The organism is Sphingomonas sp. Leaf62 (assembly GCF_001421915.1).
Classification (GTDB): Bacteria; Pseudomonadota; Alphaproteobacteria; order Sphingomonadales; family Sphingomonadaceae; genus Sphingomonas.
On sequence record NZ_LMLN01000028.1, the window covers coordinates 114,749 to 139,453 of the forward strand.

The following is a 24,705-nucleotide window of genomic DNA, read 5'->3' on the forward strand; positions in this document are numbered from 1 at the left end:
AGCCGGAAAGCCGAACCATGACCGATACCGATCGCCGCACCTTCGTGGCCGGCGCTGCCCTTGCCGGCGTCGCCGCCAGCGCCGCGCCTGCCGTCGCGCAGGGTACGCAGCCGACCACCGCCGCTGCCGCAGCCTATCCCAAGCCGCCGTTTCCGGTGCAGCGTCAGCCATGGCCGGGTCTGGCGTCCAAAATGAATCCGCGGCCCGATCATGGCGAGCAAAGCTACAAGGGATCGGGGCGACTGTCGGGCAAGAAGGCGCTGATTACCGGCGGGGACAGCGGCATCGGTCGCGCCGCCGCCATCGCATACGCCCGCGAAGGCGCGGATGTCGCGATCAACTACCTGCCCGCCGAAGAACCCGATGCGCGCGAAGTCGTCGCGCTGATCCGTGCGGCGGGGCGCAAGGCGGTGGCGATTCCCGGCGACCTGCGCAACGAAGGCTTTTGCCGGCAACTGGTCCAGCAGGCGGCGGCGCAACTGGGCGGGCTCGACATCCTCGTCAACAATGCCGCGCGGCAACAGACCCGGCCGGATATCGCGTCGATCTCTTCGCAGGATTTCGACGATACGATGAAGACCAACGTCTATGCCCCGTTCTGGCTGACCAAGGCGGCGGTCGAGCGGATGGGGGCGGGGTCGGTGATCGTGAATACCTCGTCCGAGCAGGCGGGCGATCCGTCGCCCGATATCGTCGATTACGCGCTGACCCGTGCGGCGGTGCTGAACTTTACCAAGGCGATGGCCAAGCAACTGGCGGCGAAGGGGATTCGCGTGAATGCGGTCGCGCCGGGGCCGTTCTGGACCCCGTTGCAGGTGAGCGGCGGCGCGACGCCGGAAAAGCAGCAGACGTTCGGCCAGAGCAGCCCGCTGGGGCGGCCGGGGCAGCCCGCCGAGATCGCCGGGCTGTATGTGGCGGCGGCGGACCCGTCGAACAGCTTTTCGACCGGGCAGATCTTCGGCGCGACCGGCGGGGGTGGGCAGCCGGCGTAACGGAACGTTACAGCTGCCATTCTGGCGTCACTCCCGCGAAGGCGGGAGTCCATATGCGCTGACGTTTGGGATGGAGCCGAACCGGTAGCGTCTATGGATTCCCGCCTGCACGGGAAGGACGGTGGAGATCGGGAGTGACGACGGGCGCGCGGGAAGCGTGCGCCCGATCACATCGCCTCTTTCCCGCGCCGCGCGAAGTCCATAGACCGCAGCCCCATGGCAAAACTCGCATTCATCGGCACCGGCGTCATGGGCGCACCCATGGCCGGCCACCTCGTTTCCGCCGGCCATCAGGTCACCGTCTACAACCGCACTCGCGCCAAGGCGGAGGCGTGGAGCGAAAAATATGGCGGCGACGTCGCCGACACTCCGGCGGCGGCCGCCGCGGGGGCGGACGCGGTGTTCGCCTGTGTCGGCAATGACGACGATCTGCGGCAGGTGACGCTGGGTGCCGATGGCGCGTTCGGCGCGATGCAAACCGGCGCGCTGTTTGCCGATCATACCACGGTGTCGGCGGCGATCGCGCGCGAACTCGCCGAGGCGGGCGGAGCGCGGGGGCTGCTGGTCCTCGATGCGCCGGTGTCGGGCGGACAGGCCGGGGCCGAGAATGGCAAGCTGTCGATCATGTGCGGCGGCACGCCGCAAGCGTTCGCGGCGGCCGAACCGCTGATGCAGGCCTATGCGCAGCGGATCGTGCATGTCGGCGACGCGGGCGCGGGGCAGACGACCAAGATGGTCAACCAGATCTGCATCGCGGGCGTGCTGGGTGGCCTGTCCGAAGCATTGCGGTTCGCGCAGGCGTCCGACCTCGATCTCGACAAGGTGCTCGAAGCGGTATCGGGCGGTGCGGCCCAGAGCTGGCAGATGGTCAATCGCTGGCCCACCATGGCGCAGGATCAGTTCGATTTCGGCTTTGCGATCGACTGGATGCGCAAGGATCTGGGGCTCGCGCTCGACGAATCGCGGCGCAACGGCGCGACGCTGCCGGTGACGGCGCTGGTCGACCAATTCTATGCCGAGGTGCAGGCCATGGGTGGCGGGCGGCAGGATACCAGCGCGCTGGTGCGAAGGATCGCGAAATGATTCGCCATGCCCTGACCGTCGCCGCGCTGCTTTTGGCCGGGACCGCGCAGGCTGACGGACTGGTCGACAACATCAACGGCGTTGCGCTGGATTCGCAGGGGAAGGTGGTGCGGTTCGGCGGCATCCTGATCGACCGCGACGGCAAGGTCGTGCGGCTGGTGCCCAAGGGCGAGAAGGCACCGAAAAAGCTCGACTGGCGCAGCGACATGGGCGGGCGGGTCGTGATGCCGGGCATGATCGACGCGCACGGCCATGTGATGTCGCTGGGCTATCGCGCACTCGAACTCGACCTGTCGAATACGAAGTCGCTGGCCGATGCACAGGCGGCGATCCAGTCCTATGCGCGCAGCAACGGTAACCGGCAGTGGATCGTCGGCGGTGGCTGGAACCAGGAGGCATGGGGGCTGGGCCGGTTCCCGACCGCTGCCGAACTGGATGCGGCGGCCGGGGACAAGCCGGTGTTGCTCGAACGTGCCGATGGCCATGCCGTCTGGGCGAACGGCGCGGCGATGAAGGCGGCGGGGATCACCGCCAAGACCGTTGCTCCGGCGGGCGGGCGCATCGAATTGCTGCCGAACGGACAACCGTCGGGCGTGTTCGTCGACAATGCCGCCAGCCTGTTCGATGCCGCGAAGCCCAAACCGTCGCCGCGCGAGCGCAATGCCGCGTTCCTGAAGGCGCAGGAGATGCTGCTGTCGAACGGTATTACCGCGACGGCGGACATGGGAACGTCGGTCGACGACTGGCTGGTATTCCGGCGGATGGGCGATATCGGCCAGTTGCGCATGCGGATCATGAGCTATGCCGCCGGGCTCGAACCGGCGCTCATGATCGCCGGCGCGGGGCCGACGCCATGGCTGTATGGCGACCGGCTGCGCATGGGCGGGATCAAGCTGTATGCCGATGGCGCGCTGGGGTCGCGCGGGGCGTGGCTGAAGGTGCCCTATGCCGATGCGCCGAAGCAGAGCGGGCTGTCGTTCATCAACGATACGACGCTGCTGAACCTGTTGAGCCGGGGCACGATGGACGGGTTCCAGTTCGCGATCCACGCGATCGGCGACCGTGCCAACGGCCAAGTGCTCGACGCGATCGACGAACTGGCGGCGTCGTACAAGGACGATCGCCGCTGGCGGATCGAACATGCACAGGTGCTCGATCCCGCAGACCTGCCGCGGCTGGGCCGGAACGGGATCATCGCGTCCATGCAGCCGGTCCATGCCACCGGCGACCGGACGATGGCCGAGGCCCGGCTGGGGCCGGCGCGACTGACCGGAGCCTATGCATGGGCGACGGTGCTGCGCGATGGCGGGCGGCTGGCGTTCGGATCGGACTATCCGGTCGAACATCCGAACCCGTTCATCGGCTGGGCAGCGGCGTTCACGCGCGAGGATGCCAATGGTCAGCCGCCGGGCGGGTGGCGGCCCGAAGAAAAGGTGACGCGCGAACAGGCGTGGAAGGCTTTCACGCAGGATGCGGCGTTCGCCGGGTTCGCCGAACAGCGGTTCGGATCGCTGCTGCCGGGGCAGAAGGCCGATTTCCTGGTCGTCGATCGCGATCCGGTGGCGGCGAGTGCGGCCGACCTGCGCGCGACCAAGGTCATCGAGACATGGGTCGGCGGGTACAAGGCGTGGCCGATCGTCGAGAAGGTAAAGGCCGAGGCCGGGCGGTAATATTCTCCAGGTCCGGGGGTACGGGGAGTGTGGCAAACGCAACCGTCCTGCGTGTGGAGGCTCCCCTCCACCAGCTGCGCTGGTCCCCCTCCCCGTGCCGGGGAGGAATTGGTAAGTCCGGCGGTGTAGATCGATCGTGAACAGGAGAATCGATGCAGGTGGCGTGGCGGACCGGTTTGGGGATGGCGTTGCTGATCGGCGTCGCGGGGGCGACTGCGGGCGGGGCGTCGCTGTTCCTGCGCGCCAGCCCGCCTGTCGTGAAGGCCGCGCCGGTGGTCGCTGCGACGGCGGTTGCTCTGTCGGTGCCGACCCCGACGCCTTCCCCGTCGCCGCTTGCCGCACCCGAAGCGATGGTCGTTCGCCGGGTGCTGCCGATCGAGGGGCCGTTCACCCATGGCCGCTGGGTGTGGGATGAGGACGGTGCGCCCGCCACCGGGCGGTTGGTCGTGACCATCGACCTCGATGCGCAGGTGCTGTCGGTGTTCCGCGATGGCTATGAAATCGGTGCGGCGGTCGTGTTGTACGGGGCGGACTGGAAACCGACGCCGCTCGGCGCGCTGAAGATCACCGAGAAGGATGCCGACCATGTCAGCAACCTGTACGACGCGCCGATGCCGTACATGTTGCGGCTGACCAATGACGGCATTTCGATCCATGGCAGCGATGTACAGGAAGGAGGCGCGACGCATGGCTGCATCGGCGTGCCCACCGCTTTTGCGAAGAAGCTGTTTGCGGTGGCGCGGCTCGGGGATCGGGTCATCATCACCAACGGCAAACGGTTGGCGATGGGTGGTGCGATTACCTAGGGTTTTGCGCTGATGGCGATGGTTTCGTCGCCGCGAGCGTAATCTGGACTTCGGCAGGGTCGCTGGCACAAGCCGTTGTTTTGCCTGGCTCTTGGACCCCCGCCTGCGCGGGGGTATGGTCACCCTGTGGTTGAGCGCGCGACGTTCGCAGCGACCCGACTTGATCCGGGGTCCCGCCTTCGATTGCGGTTGAAGTCATTTCGTCGGTTTTTTCACCCGGCCCGCAACGCCATCACCCCGGCTTTCGCCAGGGTGATGTCGCGCGCGGGGGAGGTGGAAACCGGTTCGTCAGGCGACGGCGGCTTCGCCCACTTCATCGGGTTCGCGCAGCACATAGCCACGGCCCCAGACGGTCTCGATGTAGTTCTCGCCTTCGCAGGCCATGCTGAGCTTCTTGCGCAACTTGCAGATGAAGACGTCGATGATCTTGAGTTCCGGCTCGTCCATCCCGCCATAGAGATGGTTGAGGAACATTTCCTTGGTCAGCGTGGTGCCCTTGCGCAGCGACAGCAGCTCGAGCATCGCATATTCCTTGCCGGTCAGGTGGACCCGCGCGCCGTCGACGTCGACCGTCTTGGCATCGAGGTTCACCGCCAGCTTGCCGGTGCGGATCACCGACTGGGAATGCCCCTTCGACCGGCGGACGACCGCGTGGATGCGCGCGATCAGTTCCTCGCGGTGGAACGGCTTGGTCACGTAATCGTCGGCGCCGAAGCCGAACGAGCGGACCTTCGAATCCATCTCGTCGATGCCCGACAGGATCAGGACCGGCGTCTGCACGCGCGCGACCCGCAGCTTCTTCAGCACGTCATAGCCGTGCATGTCGGGCAGGTTCAGGTCGAGCAGAATGATGTCATAGTCATACAGCTTGCCCAGATCAAGGCCTTCCTCGCCCAGATCGGTCGTGTAGATATTGAACCCTTCGGTCGTCAGCATGAGCTCGATCGCCTTGGCGGTATTCGGCTCGTCCTCGATCAGTAGCACGCGCATCGGCAGTCCCCCGTTTCGCGGCACGCGTTCCAAAACCCTGCGCGCGACCAAAACATTAACGTAAACACCTCTGAACGCAAAAGGTTAATTTCCCACTAATGCGAAATGTTCCATGAAATCTGTTGGTTAAGGTAGCGGGCATGATTTCCTTCCTAACCGCGGGGGCAAAGGGTCCGGAAGCGGCTGGAAAAAAAGTCGATCAGCACCCCGACGCGGGCCGGACGCAGCGTGCCGGGCGGGGTCAACAGGTGCAACGCGACCGCCCCGTTCGACCAGTCGGGCAGCACCGGTTCGAGCGTACCGGCGGCGATATCGGCATCGACCAGAAAGTCGGGCAGGCGCGCGACACCGAGACCGAGGCGGAGCGCGGGCAGCATCGCCTCGCCATTGTTCACGGCCAGCGGACCGCCGGGCCGGACGCTCACCTCCTCTTCGCCCCGCCGGAAATGCCAGAGCGGATTGGGCATGTTGGTGTAGCGGAAACAGGCATGGCTGCCGAGATCGGCGGGATGGGTCGGGCGGCCCCGCTCCTGCCAATAGCCCGGCGAAGCGACGATCCGCACTGCGACCGGACCCAGCCGCCGCGCGCGTAGCGAACTGTCGGGCAGTTCGGCGATGCGCAGCGCGATGTCGATGCCGTCGGCGACGATGTCGACCTTGGCGTCGGACAGGGTCAGGTCGATCTCGACGCCCGGATGCGCTTTCAGAAAGTCGGCGACGGCCGGCGCGACATGGGTCTGGCCGAACGACATCGGTGCGGCGACCCGCACCAGTCCGGTCGGGGCGGCGGCGGCGTCGCGCGCCTGTTCCTCCGCCGCCTGCGCCTCCGCCAGGATGCGGCCGGCACGCTCCGCCAGCGATTGACCGGCGTCGCTTAGCGTCAGCCGGCGCGAGGTGCGGTGGAACAGGGTGGTGCCGAGCGACAGCTCCAGCCGGGCGACGGCTTTCGACACCGTCGCCTTCGATACGCCGATCGACTGGGCGGCAGCGCTGAACGAGCGATGCTCGACCACGCAGGCGAACATCGCCCATGCTTCGAAATCGGGAAGCCGCATACACCCTCCATCACGAAACGATCGGTTTCCGACGTTTCCATTTACGTCATGATCGCGGTGCTTATCTTGGGGGTCAAGCAAGGAGATCGACGATGATCGACAAACGTGATTTCACCAGCCTGGGCCATGCCGATCACGGTTGGCTGAACGCCCGCCATCATTTCAGCTTCGCCAACTATTACGACCCGCAGCGGATGGGCTGGGGCGCGATCCGGGTGTGGAACGACGACGAGATCGCCGCCAACAGCGGTTTTCCTGCGCATCCGCACAAGGACATGGAAATCATCACCTATGTCCGATCGGGTGCGATCACCCATCAGGATTCGCTGGGGAACAAGGGCCGTACGGCGGCGGGCGACGTACAGGTGATGAGCGCCGGGACCGGGGTGCGCCATGCCGAATATAATCTGGAGGCGGAGACGACCCGCATCTTCCAGATCTGGATCGAACCACGGCAAAAGGGCGGCGCGCCGACCTGGGGTGCCAAGCCGTTTCCCAGGGGCGAACGCTCCGGCAAGTTCGTCGTGCTGGCCAGCGGTTTCGACGATGACGGCGATGCGCTGCGCATCCGTGCCGACGCCCGCGTGCTCGGCGCGACGCTGAAGGCCGGGGAAAGCGTGGAACATAGCGTGGGGGCAGGGCGTCACGCCTATCTGGTCGCGGCAACCGGCGCGATCACCATCGACGAAGTCGCCTTCGAGGCGCGCGACGGTGCCGCGCTGGTCGGCGGGCAGACCGTCACCATCACCGCGACCAGGGATGCCGAAATCGTCCTGGTCGATTCAGAATAACCCAACAACCGAACGGGAGTATCGCCACATGGCCAAGGTTCTGGTGCTGTATTATTCGTCCTACGGACATATCGCGAAGATGGCCGACGCCGTTGCCGAAGGCGTACGTTCGGGCGGAGCGGACGTCGATGTCCGCCGCGTCCGCGAGACCGCGCCGGACGAGGTCGCCAAGTCGGCGGGCTTCGTCGTCGCCGATCATCACGACCTGCTGACCGACCCCAACGAACTGACCAACTATGACGCGATCGTCGTCGGCACCGGCACGCGCTATGGCCGGATGTCGAGCCAGATGGCCGCGTTCTGGGACACGACCGGCGGCGTGTGGGCGAAGGGCGGACTGGTCGGCAAGATCGGCGGTGCCTTCACCTCGACCGCGACCCAGCATGGCGGACAGGAAACCACGCTGTTCTCGATCATCACCAACCTGATGCATCACGGTATGACCATCGTCGGGCTCGATTATGCCTATGAAGGCCATACCGGACTGGACGAAGTGAACGGCAGCACGCCTTATGGCGCGTCGACGATCGCAGGCGGCGACGGCAGCCGTCAGCCGACCGGGATCGAACTGGGCGGTGCCAGGCATCAGGGCAAGCGGATCGCCGAACTGGCCGCCAAGGTGTTCGGATAAGAAGGAACGGGGCGGCCCACGGGTCGCCCCTTTTCCATCGACGGTGCGGCGGGTCGGAAATCAGCCCGGGTCATGACCGTAGATGGTTGGAATGGTAGCGCTATCGGTTATCATCCCGTCAAAACAAGGACGGGAGAGGCGCGTGCGTACTGTAGGATGGATGGCCGTGGCGTTGGCGGCGGTTGCGGGAGCCGCACCGGCCCAGCAACGGGCGGCGCCGATCGCGGGCAGCAACCCGATCATCCGCGACAAGTTCACTGCCGATCCCGCGCCGTTGGTCGTCGGCGACCGGCTGTACCTGTATGTCGGGCATGATCAGGCGGAACGCGATCAGATGTTCAACATGCGCGAATGGCTGGTCTATTCGACCACCGACATGCACCACTGGACCGATCACGGCCCGATCCTGAAGGTGGCCGACTTCAAATGGGCGAAGGCCGATGCCTGGGCATCGCAGACGATCCAGAAGAACGGCAAATACTGGTTCTACGCCGCGGTCGAGCATGACGATACCCATCCGGGCAAGGCGATTGCGGTGGCGGTATCGGACAAGCCGACCGGCCCGTTCGTCGATGCCAAGGGGTCGGCGCTCATCACCAACCAGATGACGCCGAAGGGCACGCATAGCTGGGAGGATATCGACCCGACCGTCTTCACCGACCGCGACGGGACGACGTGGATCGCGTGGGGCAACCGGCAATGCTATATCGCGAAGCTCAAGCCCAACATGATCGAGATCGACGGGCCGATCACCGACATCACCCCGCCGCATTTCGAGGAAGGGCCGTGGCTGCACGAGCGGAACGGCACCTATTACCTGACCTACGCTTCGCTCGACCGGTCGAAGCATCGCGACGAACGCGTGTCCTATGCAACCGCGCCGTCGATCAAGGGGCCATGGACCTATCGCGGCGAGTTGACCGGGTCGGGGAAATACAGCTTCACCATCCATCCGGGTATCGAGCAGTTCAAGGGCGACTGGTATCTGTTCCTGCATAACGCCACGCTGGCGATCGGCGATCTGAACGGCGCGATCGGGCGGCGTGCGGTGACGGTCGAGCGGCTCCATTACAACCCCGACGGGACGATGAAGCCGGTGGTGCAGACCGATGCTGGGGTTACGGCGGCGGGGAAGTAGCGGCGCGGTCCTCCAGGATCGTCATTCCCGCGCAGGCGGGAATCCATAATCGCGGACGTCTGCGATCGATCCGAAACGTCAGCGGCTATGGGTTCCCGCCTGCGCGGGAACGACGATGTGCGCGCCGTGAGACCGGCCTCAATCGACCTTCGGCTCGGCCGGGAACCTCGTTCGTGCAGTTGCGAATAGCGTCCGGGCGGGGACCGCGCCGGCTTCGGTCGCTGCCGTGCCGACCCAGCGCCAGTGCCACGGTTCCCATTTCACCTGCTGTTTATTGCCCGCCGGGAACGACATTTCGAAACCGAATCGGGCGGCGTTGGCGCGGAGCCAGCGGCCGGCGGGGGTGGCGCCGAAACAGGCCTCGGCATTGCAGGCGGGTGCCGTCGAGCTGCCGAAGTCGATGACATAGCCGGTCGAATGCTCGCTGAACCCCGGCGGGGCGGAGGCCCAGGCGCGTTCGGCGAAGCTGCCCGACCCGTCCGGACCGATGCCGCCGCAAAAGGTCAGTTGCTGGAGTGCGACCGAACGATGGCACGATACCGCGCGCACCGTGCCCGCGACCGCCGGATCGGCATCGGCAGCGGCGAGCAGGCGGGTGAGGTCGGGCAACAATGCCGGATGGACCTTGCACGACGCGCCCAATGTGGGCGGGGCGTCGATCAGCGTGCTTGCCGATGTGTCGGGATAGGGAAAGTGATGGAAGAGGCGACCGTCGGCGGTGCGCTGGACGGTGCCGCGTCCGCACAGCGCGACCGGGCCGGTGACCGGAGCAGACGGGGTCGGTATCGCTACCGGTGGCGGTGCGGCCGGCGTGGCGACCGGGGAGGGCGCAGCGACCGGCACCGGGGCCTGCTGCGTCGCCGGCGCGCAGCCGGCGAGCGGGGTCATGATACAGGCAAGGACGAAGGATCGACGCACGATGGTCTCCGGCTGGGGCGGTTGACCGCGCGAGCGCACTGGCACGGCGTCGCCAACGATGGCAAGGGAGGCAAATGCTCGACGACCTAGTCCTGTTCATCGACGGCGAAGCGATCGTCCTCGACAAGCCCGCCGGCCTGCCGGTCGATCCGCCACGCGACGGATCGCCCAGCATCGTCAGCCGCGCGGACGAACTGCGCTTCACCTTCCAACGCGAACCGACGCCGGTGCACCGGCTGGACCGCGATACCAGCGGCTGCCTGTTGCTGGCCCGCAATCCCAAGGCGCATGCCCGGTTCCAGCAGGCGTTCGAACAGGGGCGGGTGACCAAACGCTATCTGGCGATCCTCGACGGTATCCCCGCCGGGGAATCGGGCGAGATCGACATGGCGCTGGCCAAGGTCAGCAGCGTCGAGGACGGCTGGCGGATGGTCGGCGATGCGAAGGGCAAGCCGGCGCGGACCAACTGGCGCGTCCTGCGGACGGTCGGCGACCGCGCGCTGGTCGCATTGTTCCCGGAAACGGGCCGCACTCACCAGATCCGCGTACACATGGCCGAGGGGCTGGGCTGTCCGGTGGCGGGCGATCCGGTCTATGGTCAGGGCGGGCGGAGCGGCATGTTGCTCCACGCCGTCGGCCTGATGGTGCCGCGCGACAACAAGCCTGCGATCGACGTGACCGCGCCGTGGCCGCACAGCTTCGTCGCGGCGGGGTTCGACGAAATCTAGGTGCCGCGCATCCCGATCACCCGGTCGATCTCGATCGATAGCGGCGAGCTGGTCGAAAGCTTTACCCGCGCGTCGGGTCCGGGCGGACAGCATGTCAACACGACCGACAGCGCGGTCCTGTTGCGGTTCGACGTGGGTGCGTCGCCGGGACTGCCCGACGCGGTCAAGAACCGGTTGGCGGTGCTGGCGGGATCGCGACTGACCAAGGAAGGGGTGCTGACGCTGCGCGCCGATGGGTCGCGATCGCAGGAGATGAACAGGCGCGAGGTGCGCGAGCGGCTGTTCGACCTGATCCGCGAGGCGACGATCGTGCCGAAGAAGCGCCGCGCGACCAAACCGACCAAGGCGTCGCAGGTGCGCCGGGTCGATGCCAAGAAGGGCCGGTCGCAGGTCAAGGCCGGGCGGGGGCGGGTGCGCGAGGACTGATTGCGCACATCCTCTTCTGATAGCAGCAGGAGGGGGGGGCGCCGTGTAGTGGTGGTGGAAGGGCGTATCCACCGATGGGTCCGTTTGCGGCGATCCCCCTCCACCAGCCTGTGGCTGGTCCCCCTCCCCGTGTCGGGGAGGATTGGAACGGCGCGGCGTTCCGCCTACATCGCCCCCATGTACCAGTTCGATATTGCCTCCGGCGCCAAGGGCGACCTGTACCGCGACCTGCTCGGCGCGCTCGATGCACTGACGGCGGACGAGAACGACGCGATCGCCAACATGGCCAATGCGTCGGCATTGCTGATGCAATATTTGCCCGATCTCAATTGGGCAGGATTCTACCGGCTGGTCGGTGACGAACTGGTGCTCGGCCCGTTTCAGGGCAAGGCGGCGTGCATCCGCATCGCGATGGGGCGCGGGGTGTGCGGAACGGCTGCTGCTTCGCGCGAAAGCCAGCTGGTGGCCGACGTCCATGCGTTTCCCGGTCACATCGCCTGCGACGCCGATAGCCGCAGCGAACTGGTGGTGCCGGTCGTGGTCGGCGAGCGGCTGATCGGGGTGCTCGACCTCGACAGTCCTTTGCCGGGACGCTTCGATGATGCGGATCGGGCGGGATGCGAGGCACTGGTCGCGGTGCTGGGGCCACGGATCGCCTGACCCGGCGCGGGACGGGCGGCACACCGGCACCGGATTGGCCGGGAACCGGGCGGCGTGATAGGGCGTCGAACCGTTGTTTCGCCGTTCAGGGAGTTTTCGGCCGATGCAAACGTCGTCCTTCGCCGCCGCTATCGCGCTGCTTGCCACCTCCGGCCTGACCATCGGTGTCGCACAGGCGCAGCGCGTGGGGCAGGCACCTGCGGCGCTGCCGCGCGGGCCGGCGGTTCAGGCCGGTGCGCCGCGCGTGAACCTGCCCGGACCGCGTTGGGGCGGGAAAGTGCGCGGGCGCTGGGTCGGCGGCACCTATGCGCCGGGCGGATGGGCGGCGTATCGCCCGCCGGTGCGCGGCTGGGTGTTGCCTCGCTACTGGGTCGCGCCGAGCTTCTTCATCCAGGACTGGTCGGGCTATGGACTGGCCCGGCCGCAGGCGGGCTATGGCTGGTATCGGTACTATGACGATGCCGTGCTCGCCGATCGCGACGGGCGGGTCTATGACGTTCGCAGCGGCCTCGATTGGGACGCGCGCGATACCGGGCGCTATGTCCGCGACGATCGCGACTATGAACGCTATGCGGCCGAACGGAGCGATGACGGGGTCGGCGGGGCAGTGATCGGCGGCGTCGCGGGTGCGGTGGCCGGGAACGTGATCGCGGGTCGCGGCAACCGGCTGGGCGGTACGGCGCTGGGGGCCGGGGTCGGCGCGCTGGCCGGCACCGCGATCGACCGGGCGGAGGATCGCCGCGCTCCGCCTTCGCCGCCACCGCCGCAGCCGGGTTACGGGGCAGAGTATCCGCTGCCGTACGAGGACGTGCCGATCGCGCCCGACGATCGCTATGACGACGGATTCGACGACATGCCCGTCGCACCGGAGGTCGTGTTCGGTCCGATGCGCGAGCAGGTGCAGCCGCTCGGACCGCCTCCGCCGTCCCGCACGCGCTATGTCGAGCGGCATATCGGCGCGGCCCCCGTCTCTCGCAGTTACACCACGACGACCACCACGACCGAGGGGCCGGCGGCGGGCTATATCGCCGATGGCTATTACTATCCGCCACGCACGGTAACGACGGTGACGGTCGAGCATCCGTCGATGGTCACGACGACGACCGAGGACGTGGTAACCTACGAACCGCGGCGGGTCGCGCCGCGGCGGACGTATCGGTCGAAGACGTTGCGGCGGTAAAAGGAGGTCAGCGGGGCGGGCGGCCGGCGAAGGTCGGTACGCTCTCCGCACCGTCCGCCGCCAGCGACGACACCGCGACGAAATGATCGTCGACGATGACGCCCTTCAGCACCGCTTCGACACCGGTCACGTCGCGCTGATCGGTCCAGGCCTGTGCATCGTTGCGCCGCCAGCGAATACGATAACCGGCGGCGTTCGCGACCGGTGACCAGCGGACCTTGGTGTCGGTCGACAGCGCGCCGTCGATGGATGCGGTCACGGGGGCGGCCGGTGCGGCAGCCAGTCGGGCGATCGTCGCGACGTTCAGCGCGGTGACCTTCGCCAGATAGGGAAAGTCCATCCGGTCGATCGTGTCGCCATAGATTCGCGTTCCGTCGCGGCGCAGGTCCTGATGTTGCGCATCGTAATTTTCGACGCCGACCGAAAACCGGATCGCGGGATAGCCCAGCTTCAGAAAGGGTTCGTGGTCGCCGCCACGGCCGAATCGGTCGGGCCGTCGGTCGAGAAACGCGTCGACGCCGCCGGGCAGGGTCGTGGCCACGCCATCGACGGTCTTGGCCAGCGCGCGCGACGGGCCGTCATCCTCGCCACCGGCGGCGCGGCGGGCGATTTGCTGATCGATCGACTCGGACGCGCGAATGCCTTCCGAAAAAACGCGTACCCGGTCGGCGACGCGACGACCATCCTGGCCGATGGTGTTGCCGACGATGTCGTTGTTCAGGACGGCGGTCACCACCCAGTCTTTTTCCCGGGCGGTGTCGGCCAGCAGCTGCGCGCCCCACAGCCCCTGCTCCTCGCCCGACAGCGCGGCATAGACGATGGTCGCGTCGAATTTCTCCTTCGACAGGATGCGCGCCGCCTCCAGCACCAGCGCCACGCCCGACGCATCGTCGTTCGCGCCCGGCGCGTCACTGGTCGCATTCATCACATCGCTGACCCGGCTGTCGATATGACCCATGACGATCACGACCCGGCGCGGATCGCGCCCTTGCTGGAAGCCAAGTACGTCGACGACGTTGACGCCCTGTGGTGCGCGTGGGCCTGTAAAACCGCGCGCGATGTTGGCGACGGTGATGCAATCGCCGCAATCGCGTCCGATTCGGGTCAGTTCGTTGGCGAACCACCGCCGCGCGGCGCCGATACCACGCGTCGGATGATCGGGATCGGACGCGGTATGGCGCGTGCCAAAGCCTACCAATCTGGCGACGTCTGCACGCAGCCGATCGGGTTTGGGGGCGTCGCGGGCCGGGGCGGCGGTGGCGAGCAACAGGGCGGGCAGAAGCAGAATCTGGCGCATTTACGGGAGGATGCAGCCTTATCCCCAAGGGCTCAACCGGTTTCGCCTGATACCCGTAGTTTGCAAAAACCCATCAACCGAATGGCTGAAATTGCTTAAATAGAATGTTTGGTTTCATTTTTTGCAATTGCTAACGGGCCGGGTGCAGTGCACAACGACTGTGCCTTTCAGGCATCCTCTCCTAAAACTTTACAGGGTCGGCGTTGCCGGCCCTTTTTTTTGTGCTGCTTCCGCGCTAACGGCCCCTCACCAGTGCTGCGCTGAATAATAAGAGAGGACGCTGCCGGACATCCGGCGAACAGCAGCAGCCCGCGGGGGATCGAGCGCGACTCGCAAGCGACGCTCTCCCCCGCACGGTATTGCCCATCGTCGCGTAGCATCGCCAAACTGAACGCCGGCTGTCCGACGATCAGCTCAGGCGGTCGATCCCTGCGCGATCAAGGCTGCCGGGGATAATCATCAAGGGCACGGGCAGGGCACCGGCATCGGTTCCGGCGAAATGGGTGACCAGTGGCCCCGGCGATCCGGTCGCAGCGGCACCCAGCACCAGCGCGGCGATATCGGGATTGGCGGCGATCATCTCGCGCACGATTCGCGGGCCATCGCCGGTGCGGACCGTCAGATGCGGTTGCAGTCCCGACTCGGCGATCAGCGTGCCCGCCGCCGCCTGTACCAGGGCTTCGGCGCGTTCGGTCGCTTCCTCCTCGATCGTCGCCTGCACGCCGCCCCATGGGGCGAATTCCTGCGGCTCGACCAGCGCCAATACTTCGACGCCACCATTGGTCTTCACCGCGCGACGCGCGGCGAAACGGAGCGCAACGGCGCTTTCGGGGCTTTCGTCGACGACGACTAGGTATGTCCGCACGATGTCCTCCGCTCCGGAACGGCGTTCATGCGCCGGTTCGGCGGCGTCGTGCAAGCTGTACCGGGGCTTGACCCGGACGCGCCCGACAGCGAAGAGGCGCGACGAGCCTGAGAGGACCAATCTGCCCCATGCCGATCGAGATCAAGATGCCCGCCCTGTCCCCGACCATGGAAGAGGGGACGCTGGCCAAATGGCTGGTGAAGGAAGGCGACTCCGTCAAATCCGGTGACATCATGGCGGAAATCGAAACCGACAAGGCGACGATGGAATTCGAAGCTGTTGATGAAGGCACCATCGGCAAGGTCCTGATCGCCGAGGGTACCGACAATGTGAAGGTCGGCGCGGTCATCGCGATCCTGCTCGAAGAGGGCGAGGATGCGTCGGCCATCGACGCCGCGCCCACGAAGGCGGAAACGCCCGAGCCTGCCGACGACCAGTTCAAGGGCAAGCCCGACGCGACCGATCCGAACAAGACCGGCAGCGAAGCCGAGCCGGCTCCTGCGGGTACGTCGGACCACGGCCGTCCGGCCGGTGCCGGTGCCGCCCAGAGCGATGGTGGTCGCGTAAAGGCCAGCCCGCTGGCGCGCCGGATCGCCGCCGACAAGGGTCTCGAACTGTCGGGCATCGCCGGCAGCGGGCCGAACGGCCGCATCGTCAAGGCCGATGTCGAGAATGCCAAGCCGGGTGCGGCGAGCGCGCCCAAGGCCGAATCGGCTGCGTCCGCACCGAGCGCCGCGGCTGCGCCCGCGCCGGTTGCGGAAGCGCCCAAGCCTGCGGCGGTGTGGTTCGACGATTCGATTCCGCACACGGTCGAGAAGCTGTCGAACATCCGCAAGACGATCGCGCGTCGCCTGACCGAATCGAAGCAGCAGGTTCCGCACATCTATCTGACGGTCGATATCCGTCTCGATGCGCTGCTGAAGCTGCGTGGCGATTTGAACAAGTCGCTCGACGCGCGCGGCGTGAAGCTGTCGGTCAACGACCTGCTGATCAAGGCGTTGGGCGTCGCGCTGGAAAACAGCCCGAAGTGCAACGTCACCTTCCTCGGTAACGAGATGGTGCAGTATAGCCGTGCCGACGTGTCGGTGGCAGTGTCGACGCCGACCGGCCTCATCACTCCGATCATTCGCGACGCCGCGAACAAGGGCGTGGCGAAGATCAGCACCGAGATGAAGGACCTTGGCCGCCGCGCCAAGGAGAACAAGCTGAAGCCCGAGGAATATCAGGGCGGTACCGCGTCGCTCAGCAACATGGGCATGTTTGGCATCAAGCAGTTCGAAGCGGTCATCAACCCGCCGCAGGGCATGATCCTCGCGGTCGGTGCCGGCGAAAAGCGCCCGTACATCGTCGACGACGCGCTGGGTGTGGCGACCGTCATGACCGCGACCGGCAGCTTCGACCACCGCGCGATCGACGGCGCGGACGGGGCGGAAATGCTGAAGCTCTTCAAGGCGCTGGTGGAGTCGCCCCTCGGCCTGATCGCATAAATGCGCACCCGGCTGCTGACCGAGATCGTGCATGTCGTCGCCGGGGTGGCGGCGGCATGGGGGATCGGCTGGCTGTCGGCATGGTCCTATCCGCTGGGGCGGCGCGATATCTGGACCGTGACGTGGGTAGCGATGACGATCGTCATCGTGCTGGGTATTCGGCAGGTGCAGCGCGCCATGGCCGAGGAACGCGCCAAGGGGGCTGTGCTGGATGGTCGAGAATAACGCCGTGCCGCCGGTCGGCCAGCCGGCGCTGCGCGTGACGGCGATGCCCGCCGATACCAATCCGTACGGCGATATCTTCGGTGGCTGGATCATGTCGCAGATGGACATGGCGGCGGGACTGGTCGCGGCGCGTCATTCCAAGGGGCGTGCGGTGACCATCGCCGTCGATGCGATGCAATTCTATGCGCCAGTCGCGGTCGGTGACGAGGTGTCGGTCTATACCGATCTGGTCAAGATCGGGCGCACGTCGATGACGATCGAGGTCGAGGCATGGCGTCGCGACCGGTTCGGCGAGGCGGTCGACCGGGTGACGCAGGCGCGTTTCGTATTCGTCGCGATCGACGAGGACCGCAAGCCACGGGCGATCGCCCCCTGATCCTGGTATCTTCCTGCAATCATTACGGCTGCTCGACCGGGCAGCATCGAGCGAAAAGGTAAAGTGATGGCTGAATCTTACGACCTGATCGTGCTCGGCTCCGGCCCCGGCGGCTATGTCGCGGCGATCCGCGCGAGCCAGCTTGGTCTGAAGGTCGCGATCGTCGAGCGCGAGCGGCTGGGTGGCATCTGCCTCAACTGGGGCTGCATTCCGACCAAGGCGCTGCTACGCTCAGCCGAAATCTATCACTACATGATGCATGCCGCGCAATACGGCCTGTCGAACGAGAAGCCGGCGTTCGACCTCGCCAAGGTGGTCGATCGTAGTCGCAAGGTCGCCGGGCAGCTGAATGCCGGCGTCAAGGGGCTGATGAAGAAGAACAAGGTCGTCGTCTATGAGGGCGTCGGCACGATCACGGCAAAGGGCAAGCTGAGCGTCAAGCAGGGCGACAAGACCACCGACCTCGAAGCCAAGCATATCATCATCGCGACCGGCGCGCGTGCCCGCGACCTGCCGTTCGCCAAGGCCGACGGCGCCAAGATCTGGACGTACCGTCATGCGATGGTGCCACCCGAAATGCCGACCAAGCTGCTGGTCATCGGATCGGGCGCGATCGGTGTCGAGTTCGCCAGCTTCTACAACGACATGGGTGCCGACGTGACGATCGTCGAGATGCTCGACCGGATCATGCCGGTCGAGGATGCCGAGGTCAGCGAGTTCATGCACAAGGCGCTGACCAAGCAGGGCATGACGATCAAGACCAAGTCGGGCCTCGAAAAGCTCGAAGCGAGCCCGGCAGGGGTGAAGGCCGCCATCAAGGGGCCGGACGGCAAGGTCGAACAGGTCGAGTTCAGCCACGCGATCGTCGCGATCGGCATCGTGCCCAACACCGAGAATATCGGTATGGAAGCGCTGAAGATCGAAGCCGAGCGCGGTCACATCAAGACCGACGGCTATGGCAAGACCAATGTCGACGGCATCTGGGCGATCGGCGACGTGACCGGCGCACCGTGGCTGGCGCACAAGGCGAGCCATGAAGGCGTCATCGCCGCCGAAGCCATCGCCAAGGCGCTGGGCAACAAGGACGTCCATCCGCACGCGATGGACAAGAACAACATCCCCGGTTGCACCTATGCCCGGCCGCAGGTCGCCAGCGTCGGCTTCACCGAGGCGAAGGCCAAGGAAGCGGGCTATAGCGTCAAGGTCGGCAAATTCCCCTTCATCGGCAACGGCAAGGCGATCGCGCTGGGCGAGGCCGAAGGCTTTGTGAAGACGGTGTTCGACGCCAAGACCGGCGAGCTGCTGGGCGCGCACATGGTCGGCGCGGAAGTGACCGAGATGATCCAGGGCTATGTCATCGCCCGCCAGCTCGAGACGACCGAGAAGGAGCTGACCGAGACGGTGTTCGCGCATCCGACGATCTCCGAGTCGATGCACGAGTCGGTGCTCGCGGCGTACGGTCGTACGTTGCATATGTAGGACGTCATCGAAGCGTCATAATCACCGCTTGACCCGCGTCGTGCCGCAGCGGCATGGCGCGGGTCCATGAAGCCCTTCCTGCCCGCGGCGCTTGTCGCATCCTTCATGGTCCCACTGCCCGCTGCGGCGCAGACGGTGCAGGAGCTTCAGCGCCAGATCGACGAGCTGAAGGCGGTCATTGCCGAGATGAAGGCGGCGCAGACGGCGGCCAAACCGCCCGTCATGGCCGCTGCGTCCGCGACGACGCCGGCTCCGGTCGCGGCCGAGCCAGCCGCCCCGACGCAGGTCGCCGCCGCCCCGGCCAGACCGTCGCGCGAGAAATGGTACGATCGCATCCGGCTGCGCGGCTATACCCAGTTGCGGCTGAACGAGATCATCTCCGGCGATCGCACGGCACCGGACGGGATCGCCCGGCTGCGCTCGGTCCACGACAGCGGCATCGGCGACGATACCGGCTTCACCTTTCGCCGGATCCGGTTGGTGTTGCAGGGCGATCTGGGCGATCGGGTATCCTTCTATCTTCAGCCCGATTTCGCGACCGCCGTATCGAACCAGTCGGTCGGCGAGCGGCGCGAGGGGTTCCTGCAGCTGCGCGATGCCTATTTCGATGCGTTCCTCGATACGACCAAGCGGTTCCGCCTGCGCTTCGGCCAGTCGAAGGTGCCGTTCGGGTGGGAGAATATGCAGTCGTCGTCGAACCGGCTGACGCTCGACCGCAGCGACGCGATCAACAGCGGCGTGCCGAGCGAGCGCGATATCGGTGTGGTCGCTTATTATACGCCGCAGCAGGTCGACGACATCTGGGAACGGCTGACCAAGGATGGGCAGAAGCTGTTCGGCAATTACGGCGCGTTCGGGATCGGTGTGTATAACGGACAGGGTGTCAATCGCGAGGAAGCGAACGATGCGGTGATGGCGGTGGCCCTTGCGACGTGGCCGTTCGAGATCGGCGGCAAGCAGGTGCTGGAGGTCGGGGCGAGCGGCTACACCAATCGCGTCCAGCCCGAAATCCGCACCGGCGGGGTCAGCCCGGTCGCCTTTGCCGACGATCGCATCGCGCTGCACGCGATCCTGTATCCGCAGCCCTTCGGGTTGCAGGCCGAATGGAACTGGGGACGCGGGCCGGAATATGACCCGGTGCTGCGCGGGATTACGACCAAGTCGCTGTATGGCGGCTATGTGCAGGGCACGGCGCGGGTGCGGCAGTCGCCGGTCGGGCCGTTCATGCCCTATGTCCGCTGGCAGACCTATCGCGGCGGCTGGAAAGCGGCGGTCAACGCGCCTCGGCTGGAGACCGACGAGATCGAACTGGGCATCGAGTTCCAGCCTGTGCCGGCGCTGGAACTGACGCTGGCCTATGCGCGGATGGAACGCGCCGAGGCGGACGAGCGGCGATCGGGACGGGCCGAAGGCGATGTGTTCCGGACGCAGTTGCAGTTGAATTATTAGGCTTTTTTGGGCGGGCGCGCGCCAAAGGTCACAAAGGTCACACTTGCGCGCTGTTTGCGCGACTTGGGGAGCGGCGGGGTCAAAGCGCGTGGCCAAATACGGCGTGCCGTAGAAGCTGGCAGCCTATTGTGATGTAGGAAAGTCGGGAAAAGGCATCGGTCGTGGGTCGATGCGCTGCCCGGCGTTCGTGAAAGGGAACGAGAAATGGCAATAGTGCGCGGTTCCCCGATCAGAGTCCTATTCGATTGAGAAGGCCCTTGGTTGGCTGATGCAAAGCGTTCCAGGCGAGGTAGGCGCATTGCGCCCAATCACGCACCAGAACGGCATGGCTAGCGACCGGCCCGGCGATGACGTCGGCGTGCGTTACCTCGAAGAGCGCCGGGATTGTCGGCAACGGGAGGAAACTACCGCCAGCCAACTTCTGCATGACCGGCGGGATATCTGCGAGCGGACGTTTCTGCTCGAAGGCTAGATATAAGGCAGCATAATGCACCCACACCGACTGGATCGCTCGGCGATCACCAATGTCGCCGGGGTGCTGTAGCGCATAAGCGTCAACCGTCAGTCTATGAACAGCCCCGAAAAGAACCGGGCTTTCATATTCCCGTGCCAGCAGATCGCCGTAGGAAGACCAGCAACCTGCGGTTGAAAGCATGTATTTATGCGTCGGGCCCGATTCTTCAGGAAAAAGCCCCCCGCAGCCGAAGCATTTCTGGAGCGGTATTTTGCCAAAGCTGTCCGGTATCACATCGACACTCCGCAGGGTGAGTTGACGGATACCCTCTATTACGGCCTATCGCAATCAACCTTGTATCGGCTTCCCGATTGGGCTGACGGACGCCTGCGGGGTTCGCCTTCCCTAACCTGTTCCCGATCGAACATCTTCGAAATGGCCGATCCTGACGGATAAACGGGATATGCGACCACTACCCAGCCGCCTTCGCCAGCCCCCGCGAAATCTGGAGCGCTGCGTTCAGCCGCGCTTGCGGGTCGCCGAAGCTGCGGCTGATGACCAGTTTCATGTCGGGGCGCAGCTTGGCGGTGCCGGCCAGCTTGTCGACATAGGCGAGCAGCCCTTCCACGCTTGGGAACTTGTCTTCGTGGAAGCTGACGATCGCACCCTTCGCGCCGATGTCGATCTTGGCGACGCAGGCTTTCTTCGCGTTCAGCTTCGCCTCGATCAGTTGCAGCAGGTTGGCGGTGGGGAGCGGCAGTTTGCCGAAGCGGTCGATCAGTTCGGTGGCGAAGGCGTCGATGCCGGCGCGGTCCTCGACGTCGTTCAGGCGGCGATAGAGGCCCATGCGCAGGTCGAGGTCGGGAACATAGTCCTCCGGGATCAGGATCGGGGCATCGACGGTGATCGCGGGGGAGAAGTCCTTGGGCTTGTCGTCGCGGATGCCGCCGGCCTTGGCGTCGAGGATCGCCTCCTCGAGCATCGACTGGTAGAGTTCGAAGCCGACTTCCTTGATATGGCCCGATTGTTCGTCGCCAAGCATGTTGCCGGCACCGCGAATGTCGAGGTCGTGGGACGCAAGCTGGAAACCGGCCCCCAGGGATTCAAGGTCGGACAGGACCTTTAGCCGCTTTTCCGCCGCCTCGCTGACCAGCCGTTCGGGGGGCGTGGTCATGTACGCATAGGCGCGGGTCTTCGACCGGCCGACGCGGCCGCGCAGCTGATAGAGTTGCGCCAGGCCGAACTTGTCGGCGCGGTTGATGATGAGGGTGTTGGCCGACGGAATGTCGAGGCCGGATTCGACGATGGTGGTCGAGACGAGCAGGTCGTACCGCTTGTCGTAAAAGGCCGACATGCGTTCCTCGACCTCGGTCGGGGCCATCTGGCCATGGGCGACGACGTAGCGGATTTCGGGAATTTCTTCCGTCAGGAATTTCTCGATATCGGGCAGGTCTGCGATGCGCGGGGTGACGAAATAGGCTTGGCCGCCGCGATAATGTTCGCGCAACAACGCCTCGCGCAGGACGACCGGGTCCCATGGCATGATGTAGGTGCGGACCGCGAGCCGATCGACCGGCGGGGTCTGGATCACCGAGAGTTCGCGCAGGCCCGACATCGCCATCTGCAACGTGCGCGGGATCGGGGTGGCGGTCAGCGTCAGGACATGGACGTCGGCCTTCATCGCCTTCAGCCGTTCCTTGTGCGTCACGCCGAAGCGCTGTTCCTCATCGACGATGACGAGGCCGAGACGTTTGAAATCGACCTGTTTCGACAGTACGGCATGGGTGCCGACGACGACGTCGATCGTACCGTCGGTCAGGCAGTCGCGGACCTTCTTCGCCTCGGTCGCGGTGACGAGGCGGGAGAGGCGGCCGATTTCGATCGGGAAGCCTTCGAAGCGCGCCTTGAAGTTGTTGTAATGCTGGCGGGCGAGGAGGGTCGTGGGACACACGATCGCGACCTGCATTCCGGCCATGGCGGCGACGAAGGCGGCGCGCAGTGCGACCTCGGTCTTGCCGAAACCGACATCGCCGACGACCAAGCGGTCCATCGGCCGGCCGGCGCCGAGGTCTTCGAGAACGTCGGCGATGGCGCGTTCCTGATCGTCGGTTTCCTGATAGGGGAAACGGTCGACGAAGGCGGGGTAGCCGCCGCTGTCGGGTTCGGCGATGTCGGCAGGGCGCATCGCGCGCTTGGCGGCGGTGGCGATGAGGTCACCCGCGATCTCGCGGATGCGATCCTTCATCCGTGCCTTGCGCCGCTGCCATGCCTCGCCGCCCAGGCGGTCGAGCGATGCGCCATCCTCGCCCGCGCCGTAGCGGCTGAGGACTTCGAGGTTTTCGACCGGCACGTAGAGCTTGTCGCCGCCGGCATATTCGAGCTGGACGCAGTCGTGCGGGGCCTTGGCCACCGGCACCTGCGTCAGTCCGACATAGCGGCCGATGCCGTGATCGGCATGGACGACAAGGTCGCCGGGGGAGAGGGTGGCGAGTTCCTGAAGAAAGGCGTCGGTATTCTTGCGGCGCTTGGCGCGGCGGACGAGGCGGTCGCCGAGCATGTCCTGTTCAGTCAGGACTGCGACGTCGGCGGCGGTGAAGCCATGGTCGAGCGGCAGGACGACGAACGACACGGTCGACTTCGCACCGCCCAGCGCCTGCTGCCACGTCTCGACGGTCGAAACGCCGGTCAGGTCGTGATCGGCGAGCAGGCCCATCAACCGCTCACGCGCACCCTCCGAATAGCTGGCGAGGATCGGTTTGCGGCCCTGTTTGCGAAGCTCCGCGATGTGATCGACGACCGCTTCGTAGATGTTCGCCTGTTGCGTGCGTTCGGGGGTGAAGTCGCGGGGGCCGTCGACCTCGAAATCGACCGAGGTCGCGCTGTCGGGGGCGTGGAAGGGCGTGACCTGATGCGCGGCGGTGTCCGACAGGCGCTCGACCCATTCGTCGGCCGATAGATAGAGCGCCGCGGGGAGCAGCGGGCGGTAGCTGCCGGGATCGCTGGTCTGCGCGCGGACGCGGTTGGTGTGATAGTCGGCGATCGATTCGAACCGCTGTTCGGCGGCGGCCGGCACGCCCGCGTCGCGGACGATGACCGCTTCGGGGGAGAGGTGGTCGAAGAAGGTTTCGAGCCGCTCTTCGAAAAAGGGCAGCCAGTGTTCCATGCCCGACAGGCGGCGGCCGTCGCTGATCGCCTGATAGATCGGGTCGCCGGTCGCGGTCGCGCCGAATTTCTCGCGGTAGCGGGTGCGGAAGCGCTTGATCGACTCTTCGTCGAGCAAGGCTTCGGAGGCGGGGAGCAGGGTGAAGCCGTCGACGCGGCCGGTGGTGCGCTGGTCCTCGGGGCTGAAAGTGCGGACGGTTTCGATCTCGTCGCCGAAGAAGTCGAGGCGGAGACCCGAATCGGAGCCCGACGGCCACAGGTCGACCAGACCGCCGCGCACCGCGAACTCGCCGGCGTCGTGGACGGTGTCGACGCGGTTGTAGCCGTTGGCTTGCAGCAGCGTGGAGAGACGGGGGAGCGAGATGCGCTCGCCGGGCGCGAGGCGCGCGACGAGCTGACGGATGCGGAACGGGGTCAGCGTCCGCTGGGTCGCGGCGTTGACGGTGGTGACGATCAGGCGGGGGCCCTTCGCCTTAGACTGGAGCGTGTGGAGTGCCGACAGCCGCTCGGCCATCGACCGCAGCGTCGGGCTAGCGCGGTCATAGGGCAGGCAGTCCCATGCCGGGAATTGCAGGACCGAGAGGTCGGGGGCGAAGAAGGGGGCGGTGGTAGCGATGGCGCGCATCGTCGCTTCGTCGGGGGCGATGTAGACGAGGTCGCCCTTGCTGCCACGGGCAAGGTCGGCGAGCAGGGCGGGCAGGAAGCCTGCGGGCACGCCCGAGAGGGTCAGCGAGCGGGGGGCGGACAGGATCTTGGAGAGGTCGGGCATTTTTTACCTTTAGCCCTCTCCCCTGAGGGGAGAGGGTTGGGAGAGGGGGAGTGCGGGACGGCTGTTGTGGCTTT

At 66.1% G+C, this 24,705-nt stretch carries 23 protein-coding genes; 16 read left to right on the top strand and 7 right to left on the bottom strand.

Going from position 1 to position 24,705, the window contains the following annotated elements; genetic code table 11:
• Nucleotides 1-17 precede the first annotated feature (17 nt).
• The 4 genes from ASE91_RS11945 (at nucleotide 18) to ASE91_RS11960 (ending at nucleotide 4,551) form a co-directional block, all read left to right on the top strand.
• The gene (locus tag ASE91_RS11945; RefSeq protein ID WP_056626489.1) at nucleotides 18-992 is read left to right on the top strand and encodes an SDR family oxidoreductase; all 975 of its coding nucleotides are present in this window, start codon (nucleotides 18-20) and stop codon (nucleotides 990-992) included.
• 216 nt (nucleotides 993-1,208) lie between these two features.
• On the top strand, nucleotides 1,209-2,075 hold the full coding sequence (locus ASE91_RS11950) for an NAD(P)-dependent oxidoreductase (RefSeq protein ID WP_056626491.1): 867 nt from the start codon (nucleotides 1,209-1,211) through the stop codon (nucleotides 2,073-2,075).
• Nucleotides 2,072-3,745, top strand: a complete 1,674-nt coding sequence (locus ASE91_RS11955) for an amidohydrolase (RefSeq protein ID WP_056626493.1) — start codon at nucleotides 2,072-2,074, stop codon at nucleotides 3,743-3,745. The genes ASE91_RS11950 and ASE91_RS11955 overlap by 4 nt, the downstream gene beginning before the upstream one ends.
• A gap of 152 nt (nucleotides 3,746-3,897) precedes the next feature.
• On the top strand, nucleotides 3,898-4,551 hold the full coding sequence (locus tag ASE91_RS11960) for a L,D-transpeptidase family protein (RefSeq protein WP_235530457.1): 654 nt from the start codon (nucleotides 3,898-3,900) through the stop codon (nucleotides 4,549-4,551).
• A gap of 288 nt (nucleotides 4,552-4,839) precedes the next feature.
• Here the strand turns inward: ASE91_RS11960 and ctrA are convergent, their stop codons facing one another.
• Nucleotides 4,840-5,541, bottom strand: coding sequence for a response regulator transcription factor CtrA (gene ctrA, locus ASE91_RS11965; RefSeq protein ID WP_055995608.1), 702 nt, complete (start codon nucleotides 5,539-5,541; stop codon nucleotides 4,840-4,842).
• A gap of 152 nt (nucleotides 5,542-5,693) precedes the next feature.
• The gene (locus tag ASE91_RS11970) at nucleotides 5,694-6,596 is read right to left on the bottom strand and encodes a LysR family transcriptional regulator (RefSeq protein ID WP_056626495.1); all 903 of its coding nucleotides are present in this window, start codon (nucleotides 6,594-6,596) and stop codon (nucleotides 5,694-5,696) included.
• Between the two features lie 92 nt (nucleotides 6,597-6,688).
• Here ASE91_RS11970 and ASE91_RS11975 point away from each other — a divergent pair, with 92 nt between their 5' ends.
• The 3 genes from ASE91_RS11975 to ASE91_RS11985 all read left to right on the top strand — a co-directional run bounded on the left by ASE91_RS11975 (nucleotide 6,689) and on the right by ASE91_RS11985 (nucleotide 9,156).
• Nucleotides 6,689-7,387, top strand: a complete 699-nt coding sequence (locus ASE91_RS11975; RefSeq protein ID WP_056626498.1) for a pirin family protein — start codon at nucleotides 6,689-6,691, stop codon at nucleotides 7,385-7,387.
• A gap of 28 nt (nucleotides 7,388-7,415) precedes the next feature.
• The gene (gene wrbA, locus ASE91_RS11980) at nucleotides 7,416-8,018 is read left to right on the top strand and encodes an NAD(P)H:quinone oxidoreductase (protein ID WP_056626500.1); all 603 of its coding nucleotides are present in this window, start codon (nucleotides 7,416-7,418) and stop codon (nucleotides 8,016-8,018) included.
• Nucleotides 8,019-8,160: 142 nt separating this feature from the next.
• Nucleotides 8,161-9,156 (top strand): glycoside hydrolase family 43 protein, encoded by a 996-nt coding sequence (locus ASE91_RS11985; protein WP_235530458.1) that lies wholly within the window; start codon nucleotides 8,161-8,163, stop codon nucleotides 9,154-9,156.
• A 138-nt stretch (nucleotides 9,157-9,294) separates the two neighbouring features.
• Here ASE91_RS11985 and ASE91_RS11990 read toward each other — a convergent pair whose 3' ends face one another.
• Nucleotides 9,295-10,044, bottom strand: coding sequence for a M15 family metallopeptidase (locus tag ASE91_RS11990; protein ID WP_056626504.1), 750 nt, complete (start codon nucleotides 10,042-10,044; stop codon nucleotides 9,295-9,297).
• A 104-nt stretch (nucleotides 10,045-10,148) separates the two neighbouring features.
• Between ASE91_RS11990 and ASE91_RS11995 the strand changes: the two genes are divergently transcribed.
• From ASE91_RS11995 to ASE91_RS12010, 4 genes are all read left to right on the top strand, one after another.
• Entirely contained in the window at nucleotides 10,149-10,802 is a 654-nt protein-coding gene (locus tag ASE91_RS11995) for an RluA family pseudouridine synthase (protein ID WP_055995590.1), read from the top strand.
• Nucleotides 10,803-11,228 carry an alternative ribosome rescue aminoacyl-tRNA hydrolase ArfB gene (arfB, locus tag ASE91_RS12000; RefSeq protein WP_055995587.1) on the top strand — a complete coding sequence of 142 codons (426 nt, stop codon included), beginning with the start codon at nucleotides 10,803-10,805 and terminating at the stop codon, nucleotides 11,226-11,228.
• A gap of 177 nt (nucleotides 11,229-11,405) precedes the next feature.
• On the top strand, nucleotides 11,406-11,888 hold the full coding sequence (locus ASE91_RS12005; RefSeq protein WP_056626506.1) for a GAF domain-containing protein: 483 nt from the start codon (nucleotides 11,406-11,408) through the stop codon (nucleotides 11,886-11,888).
• Between the two features lie 103 nt (nucleotides 11,889-11,991).
• Complete coding sequence (locus ASE91_RS12010) at nucleotides 11,992-13,068, top strand: RcnB family protein (RefSeq protein ID WP_056626508.1); 1,077 nt, start codon at nucleotides 11,992-11,994, stop codon at nucleotides 13,066-13,068.
• 7 nt (nucleotides 13,069-13,075) lie between these two features.
• Here ASE91_RS12010 and ASE91_RS12015 read toward each other — a convergent pair whose 3' ends face one another.
• Nucleotides 13,076-14,365 carry a M20/M25/M40 family metallo-hydrolase gene (locus ASE91_RS12015; RefSeq protein WP_082453997.1) on the bottom strand — a complete coding sequence of 430 codons (1,290 nt, stop codon included), beginning with the start codon at nucleotides 14,363-14,365 and terminating at the stop codon, nucleotides 13,076-13,078.
• A gap of 409 nt (nucleotides 14,366-14,774) precedes the next feature.
• Nucleotides 14,775-15,230, bottom strand: coding sequence for a universal stress protein (locus ASE91_RS12020; RefSeq protein ID WP_056403454.1), 456 nt, complete (start codon nucleotides 15,228-15,230; stop codon nucleotides 14,775-14,777).
• Between the two features lie 128 nt (nucleotides 15,231-15,358).
• Between ASE91_RS12020 and ASE91_RS12025 the strand changes: the two genes are divergently transcribed.
• From ASE91_RS12025 to ASE91_RS12045, 5 genes are all read left to right on the top strand, one after another.
• Nucleotides 15,359-16,717 carry a pyruvate dehydrogenase complex dihydrolipoamide acetyltransferase gene (locus ASE91_RS12025; RefSeq protein ID WP_056626510.1) on the top strand — a complete coding sequence of 453 codons (1,359 nt, stop codon included), beginning with the start codon at nucleotides 15,359-15,361 and terminating at the stop codon, nucleotides 16,715-16,717.
• On the top strand, nucleotides 16,718-16,942 hold the full coding sequence (locus tag ASE91_RS12030) for a hypothetical protein (RefSeq protein WP_056626512.1): 225 nt from the start codon (nucleotides 16,718-16,720) through the stop codon (nucleotides 16,940-16,942).
• Nucleotides 16,929-17,318: an acyl-CoA thioesterase gene (locus ASE91_RS12035; RefSeq protein WP_056626515.1), complete on the top strand. Its 390-nt coding sequence runs from the start codon at nucleotides 16,929-16,931 to the stop codon at nucleotides 17,316-17,318. The genes ASE91_RS12030 and ASE91_RS12035 overlap by 14 nt, the downstream gene beginning before the upstream one ends.
• Before the next feature lie 66 nt (nucleotides 17,319-17,384).
• Nucleotides 17,385-18,797: a dihydrolipoyl dehydrogenase gene (lpdA, locus tag ASE91_RS12040; protein ID WP_056626517.1), complete on the top strand. Its 1,413-nt coding sequence runs from the start codon at nucleotides 17,385-17,387 to the stop codon at nucleotides 18,795-18,797.
• A gap of 105 nt (nucleotides 18,798-18,902) precedes the next feature.
• Complete coding sequence (locus ASE91_RS12045; protein ID WP_235530459.1) at nucleotides 18,903-20,246, top strand: porin; 1,344 nt, start codon at nucleotides 18,903-18,905, stop codon at nucleotides 20,244-20,246.
• Between the two features lie 229 nt (nucleotides 20,247-20,475).
• On the opposite strand, the gene ASE91_RS12050 is transcribed toward ASE91_RS12045, so the two are convergent.
• Both ASE91_RS12050 and mfd read right to left on the bottom strand, forming a co-directional pair.
• Nucleotides 20,476-20,994: a DUF5946 family protein gene (locus ASE91_RS12050; RefSeq protein ID WP_156357816.1), complete on the bottom strand. Its 519-nt coding sequence runs from the start codon at nucleotides 20,992-20,994 to the stop codon at nucleotides 20,476-20,478.
• 178 nt (nucleotides 20,995-21,172) lie between these two features.
• Complete coding sequence (mfd, locus tag ASE91_RS12055; RefSeq protein ID WP_056626525.1) at nucleotides 21,173-24,631, bottom strand: transcription-repair coupling factor; 3,459 nt, start codon at nucleotides 24,629-24,631, stop codon at nucleotides 21,173-21,175.
• Between the last annotated feature and the right edge of the window lie 74 nt (nucleotides 24,632-24,705).

Excerpts from the sequence above, each read along its gene's own strand:
- ASE91_RS11945 (WP_056626489.1), top strand. The coding sequence starts at position 18 with ATGACCGATACCGATCGCCGCACCTTCGTGGCCGGCGCTGCCCTTGCC.
- ASE91_RS11950 (WP_056626491.1), top strand. The coding sequence starts at position 1,209 with ATGGCAAAACTCGCATTCATCGGCACCGGCGTCATGGGCGCACCCATG.
- ASE91_RS11955 (WP_056626493.1), top strand. The coding sequence starts at position 2,072 with ATGATTCGCCATGCCCTGACCGTCGCCGCGCTGCTTTTGGCCGGGACC.
- ASE91_RS11960 (WP_235530457.1), top strand. The coding sequence starts at position 3,898 with ATGCAGGTGGCGTGGCGGACCGGTTTGGGGATGGCGTTGCTGATCGGC.
- ctrA (WP_055995608.1), bottom strand. The coding sequence starts at position 5,541 with ATGCGCGTGCTACTGATCGAGGACGAGCCGAATACCGCCAAGGCGATC.
- ASE91_RS11970 (WP_056626495.1), bottom strand. The coding sequence starts at position 6,596 with ATGCGGCTTCCCGATTTCGAAGCATGGGCGATGTTCGCCTGCGTGGTC.
- ASE91_RS11975 (WP_056626498.1), top strand. The coding sequence starts at position 6,689 with ATGATCGACAAACGTGATTTCACCAGCCTGGGCCATGCCGATCACGGT.
- wrbA (WP_056626500.1), top strand. The coding sequence starts at position 7,416 with ATGGCCAAGGTTCTGGTGCTGTATTATTCGTCCTACGGACATATCGCG.
- ASE91_RS11990 (WP_056626504.1), bottom strand. The coding sequence starts at position 10,044 with ATGACCCCGCTCGCCGGCTGCGCGCCGGCGACGCAGCAGGCCCCGGTG.
- ASE91_RS11995 (WP_055995590.1), top strand. The coding sequence starts at position 10,149 with ATGCTCGACGACCTAGTCCTGTTCATCGACGGCGAAGCGATCGTCCTC.
- ASE91_RS12005 (WP_056626506.1), top strand. The coding sequence starts at position 11,406 with ATGTACCAGTTCGATATTGCCTCCGGCGCCAAGGGCGACCTGTACCGC.
- ASE91_RS12010 (WP_056626508.1), top strand. The coding sequence starts at position 11,992 with ATGCAAACGTCGTCCTTCGCCGCCGCTATCGCGCTGCTTGCCACCTCC.
- ASE91_RS12015 (WP_082453997.1), bottom strand. The coding sequence starts at position 14,365 with ATGCGCCAGATTCTGCTTCTGCCCGCCCTGTTGCTCGCCACCGCCGCC.
- ASE91_RS12025 (WP_056626510.1), top strand. The coding sequence starts at position 15,359 with ATGCCGATCGAGATCAAGATGCCCGCCCTGTCCCCGACCATGGAAGAG.
- ASE91_RS12030 (WP_056626512.1), top strand. The coding sequence starts at position 16,718 with ATGCGCACCCGGCTGCTGACCGAGATCGTGCATGTCGTCGCCGGGGTG.
- ASE91_RS12035 (WP_056626515.1), top strand. The coding sequence starts at position 16,929 with ATGGTCGAGAATAACGCCGTGCCGCCGGTCGGCCAGCCGGCGCTGCGC.
- lpdA (WP_056626517.1), top strand. The coding sequence starts at position 17,385 with ATGGCTGAATCTTACGACCTGATCGTGCTCGGCTCCGGCCCCGGCGGC.
- ASE91_RS12045 (WP_235530459.1), top strand. The coding sequence starts at position 18,903 with ATGGTCCCACTGCCCGCTGCGGCGCAGACGGTGCAGGAGCTTCAGCGC.
- mfd (WP_056626525.1), bottom strand. The coding sequence starts at position 24,631 with ATGCCCGACCTCTCCAAGATCCTGTCCGCCCCCCGCTCGCTGACCCTC.